10 protein-coding genes and 1 tRNA gene are annotated in these 14,122 nt (G+C 56.0%); 5 read left to right on the plus strand and 6 right to left on the minus strand.

Features of this window, described 5'->3' with window-relative positions:
- Positions 1-143 precede the first annotated feature (143 nt).
- The gene (recG, locus tag FPY71_RS07995) at positions 144-2,246 is read left to right on the plus strand and encodes an ATP-dependent DNA helicase RecG (RefSeq protein WP_149299423.1); all 2,103 of its coding nucleotides are present in this window, start codon (positions 144-146) and stop codon (positions 2,244-2,246) included.
- Between the two features lie 32 nt (positions 2,247-2,278).
- On the opposite strand, the gene FPY71_RS08000 is transcribed toward recG, so the two are convergent.
- From FPY71_RS08000 to FPY71_RS08015, 4 genes are all read right to left on the minus strand, one after another.
- Positions 2,279-2,608 carry a helix-turn-helix transcriptional regulator gene (locus FPY71_RS08000; RefSeq protein WP_149299425.1) on the minus strand — a complete coding sequence of 110 codons (330 nt, stop codon included), beginning with the start codon at positions 2,606-2,608 and terminating at the stop codon, positions 2,279-2,281.
- Between the two features lie 69 nt (positions 2,609-2,677).
- Positions 2,678-4,504, minus strand: coding sequence for a glutamine--fructose-6-phosphate transaminase (isomerizing) (gene glmS / locus FPY71_RS08005; protein ID WP_149299427.1), 1,827 nt, complete (start codon positions 4,502-4,504; stop codon positions 2,678-2,680).
- A gap of 112 nt (positions 4,505-4,616) precedes the next feature.
- Positions 4,617-5,984, minus strand: a complete 1,368-nt coding sequence (gene glmU, locus FPY71_RS08010) for a bifunctional UDP-N-acetylglucosamine diphosphorylase/glucosamine-1-phosphate N-acetyltransferase GlmU (protein WP_149299429.1) — start codon at positions 5,982-5,984, stop codon at positions 4,617-4,619.
- A 36-nt stretch (positions 5,985-6,020) separates the two neighbouring features.
- Positions 6,021-6,761 (minus strand): cytochrome c biogenesis CcdA family protein, encoded by a 741-nt coding sequence (locus tag FPY71_RS08015; protein ID WP_149299431.1) that lies wholly within the window; start codon positions 6,759-6,761, stop codon positions 6,021-6,023.
- A gap of 224 nt (positions 6,762-6,985) precedes the next feature.
- Between FPY71_RS08015 and FPY71_RS08020 the strand changes: the two genes are divergently transcribed.
- Positions 6,986-7,061, plus strand: a tRNA-Lys gene (locus FPY71_RS08020).
- Between the two features lie 307 nt (positions 7,062-7,368).
- Here the strand turns inward: FPY71_RS08020 and FPY71_RS08025 are convergent.
- Positions 7,369-7,635 carry a hypothetical protein gene (locus FPY71_RS08025; RefSeq protein ID WP_149299433.1) on the minus strand — a complete coding sequence of 89 codons (267 nt, stop codon included), beginning with the start codon at positions 7,633-7,635 and terminating at the stop codon, positions 7,369-7,371.
- Between the two features lie 634 nt (positions 7,636-8,269).
- Between FPY71_RS08025 and FPY71_RS08030 the strand changes: the two genes are divergently transcribed.
- Positions 8,270-12,079 carry a vitamin B12-dependent ribonucleotide reductase gene (locus FPY71_RS08030; RefSeq protein ID WP_149300538.1) on the plus strand — a complete coding sequence of 1,270 codons (3,810 nt, stop codon included), beginning with the start codon at positions 8,270-8,272 and terminating at the stop codon, positions 12,077-12,079.
- Between the two features lie 531 nt (positions 12,080-12,610).
- On the opposite strand, the gene FPY71_RS08035 is transcribed toward FPY71_RS08030, so the two are convergent.
- Positions 12,611-13,096, minus strand: a complete 486-nt coding sequence (locus tag FPY71_RS08035; protein ID WP_210246264.1) for a pyridoxamine 5'-phosphate oxidase family protein — start codon at positions 13,094-13,096, stop codon at positions 12,611-12,613.
- A gap of 208 nt (positions 13,097-13,304) precedes the next feature.
- On the opposite strand from FPY71_RS08035, the gene FPY71_RS08040 reads away from it, so the two are divergent.
- Together FPY71_RS08040 and FPY71_RS08045 are read left to right on the plus strand one after the other, a co-directional pair.
- On the plus strand, positions 13,305-13,772 hold the full coding sequence (locus FPY71_RS08040; RefSeq protein WP_149299435.1) for a pyridoxamine 5'-phosphate oxidase family protein: 468 nt from the start codon (positions 13,305-13,307) through the stop codon (positions 13,770-13,772).
- A complete protein-coding gene (locus FPY71_RS08045; RefSeq protein ID WP_149299437.1) occupies positions 13,769-14,116 on the plus strand; it encodes a DUF3140 domain-containing protein in 348 nt (115 codons plus the stop codon). The genes FPY71_RS08040 and FPY71_RS08045 overlap by 4 nt, the downstream gene beginning before the upstream one ends.
- Positions 14,117-14,122: the final 6 nt, after the last annotated feature.

The following is a 14,122-nucleotide window of genomic DNA, read 5'->3' on the forward strand; positions in this document are numbered from 1 at the left end:
ATGGCACAACGCAAAAACCGTGGAACAGGAGTTTTCCGTTCCACGTCCGGCTTCTATTTCAGTTTCAGACGTTTCATATAGGCGCATGAAACCCGGCTGTCAGCCTTTGCTTGCGGCCACATGACAGGTTATTGCATCATTTCATGCGCCCATCTGTTCTGGACACCCTGTTTGCATCAATAACCAGCCTGCCCGGCGTTGGCCCCAAGGTGGCGGCCACGATTTCCGGCCTTGTCTGCCCGCCCGGCGTGGAAGAAGCGCGCGTGCGCGACCTGTTGTTTCACCTGCCTTCCAGCACGATTGACCGGCGCAAGCGCGTGACCATTGCCGATGCGCCGGAAGGTGAGATTGTCACCCTGCAGGTGCACATAGACCGCGCGCAATTTCCGCCCAAGGGCACCAGCCAGCCGGCCAGAATTTACGCCTATGACGCGTCCGGCGACATTGCGCTGACCTATTTTCGACCGCAGCAGAGCTGGCTGGAAAAGCAGTTGCCACCGGGGGAGGAAATGCTGGTTTCCGGCAAGGTGGAGCATTTCAACGGCCGCGCGCAAATGGTGCATCCGGACTTTGTTGCACCGGTGGCAGAAGCCGAGCACCTGCCATTGGTGGAGCCGGTCTATCCGATGACGGCTGGCCTGTCGGCCAAGACCTTGCGCAAGGCCATCACTGAAGCCTTGTCGCGGCTTCCACAATTTGAAGAGTGGATTGAGCCTTCCATAACGAAGCGCCAGGGTTTTCCGGACTTTTCCGAAGCGCTTTTGCAATTGCACAATCCGGAAACGCCATTGGATGCAGATCCTGCCTGCCCTGCTTTTCGCCGCCTGGCCTATGATGAATTTCTGGCCAGTCAGGTTACATTGGCACTCTACCGCCAGCAGGCAAAAAAGCTGAAAGGTCGGGTTCTGGGTGGCAATGGCGAACTGCGCGCCAGAATGTTGGCCAGCTTGCCGTTTCAACTGACCGATGCGCAGCAGCACGTGCTGCGCGAAATTCTGGCCGATATGGCACTGCCGGAGCGGATGATCCGGCTGTTGCAGGGCGATGTCGGTGCAGGCAAAACTGTGGTTGCCCTGATGGCCATGGCGGCGGCGGCGGAGTCCGGCGCGCAATCTGCTCTGCTGGTGCCTACCGAAATTCTTGCAAGGCAGCATTTTGCCAGCCTTGAACCGCTGTGCCTGGCAGTTGGCTTAAGCATTACCCTTTTGACCGGGCGCGACACAGGTCAGGAGCGGGCGGCTAAGCTTAAAGCCATTGCCAGCGGTCAAACACAGATCATCGTTGGCACGCACGCGCTGTTTCAAGAAAGCGTGGACTACCACAATCTTGGCCTTGCGGTGGTGGATGAGCAGCACCGGTTTGGCGTGCACCAAAGGCTGGAGCTGACCCGCAAGGGGCAAGCGCCGGATTTGCTGGTGATGACGGCAACGCCGATTCCGCGCACATTGGTGCTGACTGCCTTTGGCGACATGGATGTTTCGCGCCTAGGCGGCAAACCCGCAGGCCGCCAGCCAATCACCACGGTTGCGGTTCCAATGGACCGCATTGGCGAAATTGTGGACCGGGCTGGACGCGCCATTGCAGAGGGCGAAAAGCTCTACTGGGTCTGCCCGCTGGTGGAGGAGTCGGAAAAATCTGATCTGACTGCGGCTCAGGAACGCTATGAAACACTGAAGCAGTTTTTTGGCGACCAGGTCGGGCTTGTGCATGGCCAGATGGCGGCGGAAGAAAAAGACGCTGCCATGGCGGCGTTCAAGAGCGGGCAAACCCGCATCATCGTTGCCACTACGGTGGTCGAGGTGGGTGTTGATGTTCCCGACGCATCCATCATCGTTATTGAACATGCTGAGCGTTTCGGACTTTCGCAGTTGCATCAGTTGCGCGGGCGCGTTGGCCGGGGCAGCAAGCAATCCTCTTGCGTGCTTCTGTACAAAACGCCGCTGACCGCCAATGCCCGGGCGCGCTTGGCAATCATGCGCGAAACAGAAGATGGCTTCCGGCTGGCGGAGGAAGATCTGCGCCTGCGCGGAGAAGGCGATTTGCTCGGAACAAGGCAATCTGGCGTGCAGAGCTTTAGGATCGCGAGACTGGATGTGCATGCGGACTTAATGGAGGCTGCACGCGACGACGCAAGGTTGTTGCTGACGCGGGATGCTGAGCTTCAGTCCGAACGTGGCCAGGCCGTGCGCACGCTGCTGTACCTATTTGGAAAAGACGATGCCATCCGCTTGATCCGCGCAGGCTGAGCTTCGGAGATCTGGCCAACTATCCGGTTGGTTCAGATCAGATCGTCAATTGTAACTGACAGTGCTGCAGCCAGCTTTTTTACCGTCTCAATCGATCCTGATTTTCTTCCAGCCTCAATATCGGCAATCTGAACCCTGTTGACTCCGGAAAGCTCGGACAATCCAGCTTGGGTAAGGCCGCGAAAATCGCGATAAATCCGGAGCGGATGCTCTCCATCGATCATGAGCTTTACAAGCTCGGCCGGGATAGATTCACCGCCATCAGCCATTGCCACGTCATAGGCGATGATGTGCGACAGTTCATCCGCCGCAGCTCTCAGCCTTTCATACTCAACTTTTTCTATCGTGACCCTCTCGGTCATGGTCAAACCGCCTGATGCATGCCGCTTGATCCACTTAACGGATCAACGGGCATGACAAGAGCAAACCGCCTACTCAACAGTAACGGATTTTGCCAGATTGCGCGGCTGGTCCACATCAGTGCCCATTTGCACGGCCGTATGATAGGCCAGCATCTGCAATGGCACAGCAAACACAATCGGTATCAGAATTTCCGGCATATCCGGCAGGACAAGAAGCCTCGCGCCATCCATAGCGCCCGAAGCCGCGCCCTTATGATCCGTGATCAGCAGAATGCGCCCGCCCCGCGCCGCAACTTCCTGCATGTTGGAAACAGTCTTCTCAAAAACCCGGTCATGCGGCGCAACCACAACAACCTGCATGGTTTCATCAATCAACGCAATCGGGCCATGCTTCAGTTCACCTGCCGCATAACCTTCGGCGTGGATGTAGCTGATTTCCTTAAGCTTTAACGCACCCTCCAGTGCCAACGGATAAGAGAATCCGCGCCCTAGATACAGCGCATGGTGCTGGGTCGCCAAATCTCTGGCAATGTGCTCAATCTCACCTTCCAGGTGCAGCGCCTCATTCACCAGCCTTGGCGCTTCCATCAGCGCGCGGGTAAACTCCAATTCCTCATCAGCCTTGATGACGCCGCGATCCACTCCGGCACGAACCGCCAATGCTGCCAATGCCATAAGCTGGCATGTGAAAGCTTTGGTTGAAGCAACGCCGATCTCTGGCCCGGCCAAAGTTGGCAAAACCACATCGGCTTCTCGCGCGATCGTCGATTCCGGAACATTGACGATTGCCGCGGTTTTCAACCCTTGCGACTTGGCATAGCGCAATGACGCCAGAGTGTCGGCAGTTTCACCCGATTGGGAGATGAAGAGCGCAAGATCAACATCGCTTAACGGGCTTTCCCGGTAGCGAAACTCGGAAGCCACATCCAGATCACATGCAATGCCAGCGTAACGCTCAAAATAGTAGCGGCCGACCAATGCGGCGTAGTAGCCGGTGCCACAGGCAGACAAGGCAATGCGTCGGACTTTCGTAAAATCCAGCTCCTGCCCCTTTGGCGTGCGCGTGCGCCCATCCGTCATGTTAACGTAAGCGCCGAGCGTATGGGACAACACTTCCGGCTGCTCGAACATTTCCTTCTGCATGAAATGGCGATGATTGCCCTTGTCCACATAGAACGGCTTACCTGCGGAAACAGTCACCGGCCTGTCTACCGGATTGCCGTCTTCGTCAAAGATTTCGGCGGCATCATGCGTCAGAATGGTCCAATCGCCATCTGCCAGATAGCGCACTTCATCGGTAAAGGGCGAAAGCGCAATGGCGTCGGAACCCAGGAACATTTCGCCCCGGCCAACGCCAATTGCCAACGGGCTGCCCCGGCGCGCGCCAATGAGCAGGTTTTCTTCACCCTTGAACAGAAAGGCCAGCGAAAACGCACCTTCCAGCTTGCCCAGAACATTGGCAACCGCCTCACGCGGGGCAGCACCACGGTCCATTTCCCGCGTTACCAGCACGGCAACAGTTTCCGTATCTGTTTCGCTTTCAAAGCTATAGCCGTCGGCCTGCAACTCTGCCTTCAACTCGCGAAAGTTTTCGATAATGCCGTTGTGCACCACCGCCAGACGTGCGGTGGCATGCGGGTGTGCATTGGCTACCGTTGGCGCGCCATGCGTAGCCCAGCGTGTGTGGCCAATGCCGATGGTTCCGGCAATTGGCTCTCCATCCAGCCGGGACTCCAGATTTTTAAGCTTGCCTTCAGCACGCACACGCTGCAACTGCCCAGCATCAAGCGTGGCAATTCCTGCGGAATCATAACCGCGATATTCCAGCCGTTTCAGCGAATCCACCAATCTGGATGCAACCGGCGTGTGGCTGATAATACCGATAATTCCGCACATAAAAAACTCCTCAAACGCCGGACAGATGCTGCGTTGCAGTATGATTATCAAATTTCATTCAATTAGCGGTGTCACATTTGATGTCGAAACATGACGTATCAACAGGCAGGCATTACTTTCCCGAAGCGGCCATTTTTGCGGCCTTTGCCGCCAGGTTCCGCTCTCGAATAGCCCGCCCCCTGTCCGGCTTTATAACCTGCTGGCCGCGACCTATCGCCAGTGCATCCGCAGGCACATCAAGCGTAACGACACTGCCGGAAGCAATGTAAGCGCCATCGCCAATTGACAGCGGGGCGACAAGCGCGGAATTGGAGCCCACGAACGCCCCTGCGCCAATATCGGTAAAGTGCTTCAGCACACCATCATAATTGCAGGTAATGGTGCCCGCGCCGACATTTGCGCCAGCGCCAATGCGCGCATCTCCAATATAGGACAGGTGGTTGATCTTGGCGCCCGTCTCAACACTGGCATTTTTGGTTTCGCAGAAATTGCCAACCTTGGTGTTATCCGCCAGCTTAGTGCCTGGGCGAAGCCTGGCGAACGGCCCGATTTCCACATTGTCGGCAATGCTGGCACCCTCTATGTGGCAGAAGGCCCGAATTGACGTGTTTTCACCCACGCTGACGCCGGGGCCAAACACGATGTTCGGCTCCAGCCGGCAACCAGCGGCAATCTGTGTGTCATATGCCAGAAACACACTGGCCGGATCCATCATGGAAACGCCGGCAAACATGAACTCTTCCCGACGCCGGGCCTGCCAGCGGGCTTCTGCTTCTGCCAGCTCCACCGGCGTATTGACCCCCAGAAGCTCGGTCTCGGAAGCTTCCAGCGCAGTAACGCGCAAACCTTCTGCGTGGGCCAGTTCCACAATATCGGTCAGGTAGTATTCGCCCTTGCTGTTGGCATTGCCAATGCTGCGCAAAAGCCGCGCGGCATGCGCACCGGCCAGAGCCATGATGCCGCCATTGCAAAAGCCGATCTGCTTTTCCTCATCGCTCGCATCTTTAAACTCGCGAATGGCGGTGAGCTGGCCATTCTGCAGAATCAACCGGCCATAGCTGCCAGGATTTGCCGTGTGAAACCCAAGCACGGCCACAGCCGCGCCCTCGGCCAGCGCGGCCCGCGCGCTCAGCAGGGTTTCCGGCAACAGCAATGGCGTGTCGCCAAACAGCACCAGCACATCGTCAAAGCCGTGGTCCAGCTCTGCGCCGGCGGCCAGAACGGCATGGGCGGTGCCCAGCCTTTCGGCTTGATGATAGAATTTTGCATCCGGGTGCAGGGCAGCAACTGCCTTTTCAACATCGCCGGCATCACGCCCGGTAACAAGCGCCAGCCTTTCCGCCCCGGCACTGACCGCCGCCGCCGCCGCATGGCCCACCAATGGCAGGCCAGCCACCGTGTGCAACACTTTGGATCTGGCGGATCGCATGCGCGTGCCTTCGCCCGCAGCGAGTATGATGGATAGGCAGGTACGTTTCATATGTTGGTCCGTAAGCCAGATTTTGCGGCCAAGGCTTTAGCCGATAAACTGAAGCGAGGGAAAGGTTTCGAGCAGCCAGAAAGACATGGCCTGCATTCCGCCGGTTATAAACAGGACACCGGTTGCCACCAGAAGCCCGCCCATGACCTTTTGCACCACGCCATAGTAATTTCTTAAACTGGCCAGAGCCTTGAGGAAAAAACCGGAAAATACGGCGGCCAGGATGAATGGAATGCCAAGCCCGGCGGAATAAAAGGCCAGCAGCACCGCGCCCTGCCCAACCGTTTGCTGTGTGCCCGCCACGCCCAGAATGGCGCCCAGCACCGGGCCGATGCAGGGGGTCCACCCAAAGGCGAAAGCCAGCCCCATCAAATATGCGCCGAAAAAATTGCGCGGCTTGTCTGGCGCGGCAACGCGCATTTCTCGAGAGAGAAAGCTGAGCCGCAGAACGCCCAGATAATTCAGCCCCATGATGATGATGCCAACACCCGCGACAATGGCCAGCCAATCCATATTCCGGCGCAGCAACTGCCCGACGCTGGAAGCGCCAGCGCCCAGGAGCACAAACACCGTGGTGAAGCCGAGCACGAAAATGACAGCGGATAGAACAACCCTGCCCTGCAATTTTGTCGATTCTGCCGTGCCGTCACGCAGATCGTCTACCGAAACGCCCGCCATGTAGCACAGATATGGCGGCACAAGCGGCAGCACGCATGGCGACAGAAAAGACAGCGAACCGGCCAGAATCGCTGTTGGGTAGGAGAGTTCCGAAAGCACGTGCAAACCCCTTGGAGCATTTACGCATTTCACTGAAACGAAAAAGCGCGCTTTTTCGTGACTTTATTGGCTCTCGCGGTTCTTACCCCGGACATTGCTGAACCGCAAATTCCATAAAACTTGGGCAAATGCACAAAAAACCTTGTTTGAGGTGATTGACGTGGGCCATTCCTCTTTTTATGTTCCGCGCCAGATCGCTACTCCCTCGGGAGATACGAGGGTGAGAGCGCGTAGCTCAGTTGGTAGAGCACGTGACTTTTAATCATGGGGTCCAGGGTTCGAATCCCTGCGCGCTCACCACATTCCGCTTTTCCAAAACGCTATTTGTAGGTGACAATCCGCTAAGGATTGGTTTGTTGGCGGTCGTCCGACGGGCATTTCCAGGGCAGTTGCATATCAATATATGTGCAAATGGCCCCCGGTTGCATATCAGTTGATTGGCACTGACCCTGGTGAAAACAAGGTTTCATGTCCGGTCTGTCGGCATGTGCGGACAGCGCGTATGTAGTGTGAAAATCTGAATATTTTTTCCGAAAACGTATCAGTATGACCCGCTACCGAACTGGCAAAAGACCACGCTGATACGTTGTGCGAAAGGCGCTGTGGATTAAGCCGATAGAGCCCGGTCAATGCAAAGCCGTGCCAGTTTGAGCCGACTGCGGTTGACCACCTTCCAGCGCGAGTCGAATCGACGTCGGTGTACGCCCATCACCAGCCGCCGGATCAACAGCAGCAGGTCAGCATCGGGAATCAATGGCACCAATGCGGTAAGCTCCGCATCGGGTGGGGCGATAATTTCGCTCGTGCTGTCAGTGACATAGGGGGCACCCGGCAAATGGAAAACGCGGCCATCAACCAGAACCACGCAGGTCATTCATGACCCTTTCGCGCAATGTGTGCGAAGTGGACTTCGCGACGGGGGTTTGAGGTTGTATAGAGGATTTTAGCCATGGAGCGCTCCTTTTAAGCGTTGTGTGGTCAGGCCGGGCGGGGTGCGCTAACACCTCGTTCGGCCGTTAGTGGAAGCCATAAGCTCCCACAGCGCAGGGTATTTTAGAACAACCAGCCGCGTCAATACATCTATATCAATACGCAATGATGATTCTGGTATTGCCCGGCCGATGCGGCGGATGACACGCACAAAGCACTGCCAAGCCAAAAAAATCGCCATCCCCGTTGTTCACAGGCAGAGTTATTTTTCTGTTGATTGCCGAGTCAATTTTCCATCTGCCTCATCAAATAGATTGAGGCCCGCGCCATCAGGGTTTAGCGTGGTTTGAGCAGAGGAAATGGCGCTGTTGCAGCCGTGCTTTTTTGTTTCGGCTGTTAAAAAAGTAAAAAAGCCTCTCCCCAAATGGATGCGAAAAATCTATATATAGGGGGTTCCTGTGTTCATAGACACAAGGTTTAGTTAATCATTGTCGGACATTGTGTGAGTCTCAGCGCAGGGTGCAATGCACGGATTTGCGCTGCGGTTCAACGGTTTCCAAGGGGGTCGGGTCATGGGCATGAAGATCGAACGTCGCTACACAAAAGCGGGGCAAGGCGCCTACGAAAATGTGGAATTTCGAAAGGCGACGAGCGAGATTCGCAACCCGGATGGTTCGGTTGTGTTTCGGCTTGAAGGCATTGATGTTCCTGCGCAGTACAGCCAGGTTGCCAGCGATATTCTGGCGCAGAAATATTTCCGCAAGGCGGGCGTTCCCAAGCACCTGAAAAAGGTTGAGGAAAACGGCGTTCCTTCATGGCTGTGGCGTTCGGTTGCGGATGAGTCGCGGCTGGCCAAGCTGCCAGAGGCAGAACGTCGCGGTTCTGAAATGGATGCCCGCCAGGTGTTCGACCGTTTGGCCGGCACCTGGACCTACTGGGGCTGGAAAGGCGGCTATTTCGCGGATGAGGAAGACGCCCTCGCCTTTCGCGACGAACTGGCCTTCATGCTCGCCACCCAGAAGGTTGCTCCCAACTCTCCGCAATGGTTCAACACCGGCCTGCACTGGGCCTATGGCATTGACGGGCCGGGTCAGGGCCACTTCTATGTTGACTATCAGACCGGCGAATTGACGCGCTCCACCTCTTCCTACGAGCATCCGCAGCCGCATGCCTGCTTCATTCAGTCGGTCAGCGATGATCTGGTCAATGAAGGCGGCATCATGGACCTGTGGGTTCGTGAAGCGCGTTTGTTCAAATATGGCTCCGGCACCGGCTCCAACTTTTCCTCGCTGCGTGGTGAAGGCGAAAAGCTTTCCGGCGGCGGCAAGTCATCCGGCCTGATGAGCTTTTTGAAGATTGGTGACCGCGCAGCCGGTGCCATCAAGTCTGGCGGCACAACACGCCGCGCCGCCAAAATGGTGGTTGTGGATATCGATCACCCGGATATTGAAGCCTATATCCAGTGGAAAGTGCGCGAAGAAGAAAAGGTGGCGGCTCTCGTCACCGGTTCCAAGGTGGTTTCAAAGCATCTGAAAAGCATTCTCTCGGCCTGCGTCAATTGCGAAGGCTCCGGGGATGATTGCTTTGACCCGATGAAGAACCCTGCCCTCAAGCGCGCAGTGCGCGACGCTAAAAAGGCGCAGGTGCCGGAAAACTATATCAAGCGCGTTATCCAGTTTGCCCAGCAGGGTTTCACCGACATTGAGTTTCCGGTGTACAACACCGATTGGGATTCCGAAGCCTATCTCACCGTGGCTGGTCAAAACTCCAACAACTCAGTTCGTGTTACCGACACTTTCCTGCAGGCCGTGGAAGAAGATGGCGACTGGAACCTGATTGGCCGCACCACGGGCAAAGTTACCCGCACGTTGAAAGCACGGGAATTGTGGGACCAGATCGGCTATGCCGCATGGGCATCGGCAGATCCGGGCATCCAGTATCACACCACCATCAACGACTGGCACACTTGTGCTGCGGCTGGCGAAATCCGCGCCTCCAATCCGTGCTCGGAATATATGTTTCTGGATGACACGGCTTGTAACCTTGCATCTTTGAACCTTTTGCAGTTCCGCAAGGCAGACGGCGTTTTCGATATTGAAAATTACGAGCACGCAACCCGGCTGTGGACGCTGGTTCTGGAAGTTTCGGTTCTGATGGCGCAGTTCCCATCGAAGGAAATTGCCCAGCGCTCATATGACTACCGCACTTTGGGTCTGGGCTTTGCCAATATAGGCGGCCTGCTGATGACAAACGGCATTCCTTATTCTTCAGCCGAAGGCCGCGCCATCTGCGCTGCACTTTCGGCCATCATGACCGGTGTGGCTTACAAAACCTCGGCGGAAATTGCCGGCGTTCTGGGTGCCTTCCCGGATTATGAGCGCAATGCGGAAGGCATGTTGCGGGTTATCCGCAACCATTCGCGCGCAGCCCAAGGCATTGCCAATGGTTACGAGGGGCTTTCGGTGGACCCGGTTCCGCTGGACCATGCCTCGCTGGCAGACAAGCAGCTTTCCATCCGTGCAAAAGCGGTGTGGACAGAGGCGCTGGAACTTGGCCAGAAAAACGGCTTCCGCAATGCGCAGGTTTCGGTCATTGCGCCCACCGGCACCATTGGTCTGGTGATGGATTGTGACACGACCGGCATTGAGCCTGACTTTGCACTCGTCAAGTTCAAGAAGCTGGCCGGCGGCGGCTACTTCAAAATCATCAACCGCGCCGTGCCGGATGCGCTGCGTTCGCTTGGCTATGCGGAAAACCAGATTGGCGAGATCGAGGCTTATGCCGTCGGTCACGGCAACCTCAATCAGGCACCGGCCATCAACCCCGGCACTTTGCGCGCCAAGGGCTTTGGTGATGAGCAGATTGAAGCGCTGAATGCCGCACTTGGCAGCGCCTTTGACATCAAGTTCGTGTTCAACAAGTGGACATTGGGCGAAGATTTCTGCCGCGAAAAGCTGGGCGTTTCAGACGAAGACCTGAACGATTTTTCGTTTGAGCTTCTGCCGTTCCTGGGCTTCAGCCGCAAGGATATTGAAGCTGCCAACATTCACGTTTGCGGCGCCATGACGCTGGAAGGCGCGCCATTCCTGAAGGATGAGCATCTGCCGGTGTTTGATTGCGCCAATCCATGCGGACGCATTGGCAAGCGGTCATTGTCGGTAGACAGCCACATTCGGATGATGGCGGCCTCGCAGCCGTTCATTTCAGGTGCGATTTCCAAAACAATCAACATGCCCAATGATGCCAGCGTGGAGGATTGCAACGCCGCTTACATGCTTTCATGGAAGCTGGCTTTGAAGGCAAATGCGCTGTACCGCGATGGCTCAAAACTGTCGCAGCCGCTGAACGCATCGCTGATTGCGGATGATGAGGATGAAGACGACGATATCATTGCAGAGGCAACAGAGGCGCTGATTTCGGCACCGGCAGCGGCGCAGGCGGCTGAAGTTGCAGAACGCATTGTCGAGCGCATTGTTGAACGGGTCATCCGTGAGCGGGAAAAACTGCCAAACCGGCGCAAGGGCTATACGCAAAAGGCTATTGTCGGCGGGCATAAGGTTTATCTGCGCACGGGTGAGTTTGACGACGGGCGTCTGGGCGAAATCTTCATTGATATGCACAAGGAAGGCGCTGCTTTCCGGGCAATGATGAACAACTTTGCCATTGCCATTTCGCTCGGCCTGCAATTTGGCGTGCCGCTGGAAGAATATGTGGATGCGTTCACCTTCACCCGGTTTGAGCCGGCGGGCATGGTGCAGGGCAATGAACTGATCAAGAACGCAACATCCATTCTGGATTATGTGTTCCGTGAGTTGGCGGTATCCTATCTCGGCCGTCACGATCTGGCGCATGTGCAGCCGGACGACCTGAATGCTTCCACGGTTGGCAGGGGCGTCCAGGGCGACAAGCCCGCAAACCTGCCGGTATCGCACGGCATGGTGCGTGGCAACACGTCGAAGTTCCGCGTAGTTGCATCAGCAGAGCCAGCAGGTTCAGCAACGGTAACACCGCCTCGCCCGTCAGCACCGGCGACAGCCACGGTTCGCAGCACAACAACGGTGATCAGCAGCACTTCGCGCCCGGTTATTGTTGGTGGTGGCGCGGCAACGGCTTTCAAGCGCGATTTTGAACTTGAGCCGCTGTCTGAACCAGCACCGATTGAGGATGTTTCACCAGCACAGGGGCTGTTTGACCAGCCGGTGGAAGGCCGGGTGACAGAGCGTGAAGTTGCCAATGTTACGGGCAACAAAACGGCTGCACGACGCGCAGAAGCATTGATGAAGGGCTACACGGGCGAAAGCTGCTCGGAGTGCAACAACTTCACCATGGTGCGCAACGGCACATGCCTGAAGTGCGACACCTGCGGCTCGACATCCGGCTGCAGCTGATGCGCTTGTAGGTAAAGGGTCTGAGTTGGATCCCAAACAGCATTAACTATGCTGAGAGCATCTTAAGATGCGAATTTTGAGCACTTTCGCCGGTATGGCGGAGGTGCTCAACAGATTCTTGTTAGCACTCGCACTAAGCAGCAACTTGTGATTTTGCAGAAGTGCGAATGAGTCCGCCCATGATGGAAAACGTACGTGAACTACGAACAGCCACATCTAATATTTTTTATGGATGTTTTTGGCACAGGCACGATTTGAGCACATGACTGTTTATCGGAGGCAGGGCTTATCATCAATCAACGAGGCAGAGGGGACGAAGCAATTGCCGTCAAGTACTCTTGCTATGACGAGCTATACAAGCAATGGTGCAACCCCAGAAACACTTAAGGGACCCGAAGGTCCCTCAAGGCGGTCAGCGTATAGCCAGACCCCGTGGCAAAGCCATGAACTTTAGCTAGACCATCCGATGAAATGTTTCAAGCGGAGCACCCCACCAGCCTGAAGCGAAACCCGCAACGTCATACAATTCAGTTACCCTGCTGCTACAACGCCGTAGGTGTCATAGGCAACCTGAATCCGCTCTTCCTCTGTACGATCTGGAAAGAGCGCGTAACTCGGTGCCCAGATTCTCGATACGCGTTCCATATGAATTGAAATCACATGGCGGATGGGGAAATCCACTCCAGCCAATCGCAGCAAATCTGCCCCGACAATCGCGAAATCGGGCTCTTCCGGCCCGATAATGGTCGCCGACCCGACAACCTTGAAGCCGCGTTGACGGAATATGTCGATAAAGCTCACGCAGACCGTTGGATGCGACCGAATATTGCGCACCGTATTCGTCGATGCGATGTCCGCCACAACGATACGATCATCACCATAAGATGAGAAAATCTCTTTGGGCGTGACGTTCGGCGTACCAGATGAATCGACCGTTGCCAGCCAGCATAGAACCGAATTCTGAATATCAGTTCGCATGGCCTGGTTGATTTTCGGCCCCGGCTGAATTTCACTCACGGCAGTGTCTCCAATATAAGCCGGAAGCCAAAGGCAGCCAGCACTGTTCCAATTCCACTCTTCACCCAGCGGTACTGATGCGAAACCGCAGACTATATCCCAAACCGGATTTTACACGCGACAATTTTACGCCTGATGCAGTCACCGCCACTCGGAACTAACGCATAAGAGGAATGGTTATCAGTAGCTTCCAATCCAGGAGATTCTGATGACCGATTTAACAATGGAAGAGCTTTCAGAGAAGCTTGGCAAGATTGACTTCTGCATGCTCAACACGGTTGGCGGACGTGGCAGGATCAACACCCGGCCGATGAGCAACAATGGCGACGTAGAGTATGACGGCGACTCATGGTTCTTCACATATGAAGACACTGAAAAAGTCGGCGATATACAACGTACCCCTGATGTTTCCCTGACCTTCACCGCGCCGCCGAGCCTTCTGGGAAAGCCGGGAATTTTTATCGCGGTAGAAGGCGAAGCCATCCTGGTCCGTGACAAAGCCCAGTTCGAAGCGCATTGGGTAAAGGACCTCGATCGCTGGTTTCCGGACGGTGTGGACACGCCCGGCATTTTGCTGATCAAAGTTTCCGCGCGCACGCTGGAATATTGGGACGGTGAAGAAAACGGGCGCATGGATGTGCGAACCGGGGGAGCCGTGCCGGGAACGACAGGATGAGCGGAACGCCCATTGACCGGGAGAAGGTTTGGACAGAGTTTACCGAGGCGGTCAACATGACCCCATCCAAACTGCAGAAATGGCTTGAAACAGACGAGAGCAAGGCCGCCGGATGGTCGGGCGATGATGGCGGGGAAACGATCGGGCGCCATTCAGGTCGCCGGATTGTCGAGATCAAGCACAAGCACAAAACAGACCTTACCGACGACGATTATGCCCATATGCGCAAGGTGGTTGGATATGTTCACCGCCATCTGGCCCAGGGTGGACCGAAAGAAGACCTCGAAAATTCAACCTGGCGGCATTCGCTGATGAATTGGGGCCACGACCCCATGGCGGACTGAAACCTC

Origin of the sequence: Aureimonas fodinaquatilis (assembly GCF_008369445.1) — a bacterium.
GTDB classification, from domain to species: domain Bacteria; phylum Pseudomonadota; class Alphaproteobacteria; order Rhizobiales; family Rhizobiaceae; genus Aureimonas; species Aureimonas fodinaquatilis.

Coding starts and splice junctions, on each gene's coding strand:
- glmS (WP_149299427.1), bottom strand. CDS start 4,504: ATGTGCGGAATTATCGGTATTATCAGCCACACGCCGGTTGCATCCAGA.
- FPY71_RS08040 (WP_149299435.1), top strand. CDS start 13,305: ATGACCGATTTAACAATGGAAGAGCTTTCAGAGAAGCTTGGCAAGATT.
- FPY71_RS08045 (WP_149299437.1), top strand. CDS start 13,769: ATGAGCGGAACGCCCATTGACCGGGAGAAGGTTTGGACAGAGTTTACC.
- FPY71_RS08025 (WP_149299433.1), bottom strand. CDS start 7,635: ATGACCTGCGTGGTTCTGGTTGATGGCCGCGTTTTCCATTTGCCGGGT.
- FPY71_RS08030 (WP_149300538.1), top strand. CDS start 8,270: ATGAAGATCGAACGTCGCTACACAAAAGCGGGGCAAGGCGCCTACGAA.
- glmU (WP_149299429.1), bottom strand. CDS start 5,984: ATGAAACGTACCTGCCTATCCATCATACTCGCTGCGGGCGAAGGCACG.
- FPY71_RS08000 (WP_149299425.1), bottom strand. CDS start 2,608: ATGACCGAGAGGGTCACGATAGAAAAAGTTGAGTATGAAAGGCTGAGA.
- recG (WP_149299423.1), top strand. CDS start 144: ATGCGCCCATCTGTTCTGGACACCCTGTTTGCATCAATAACCAGCCTG.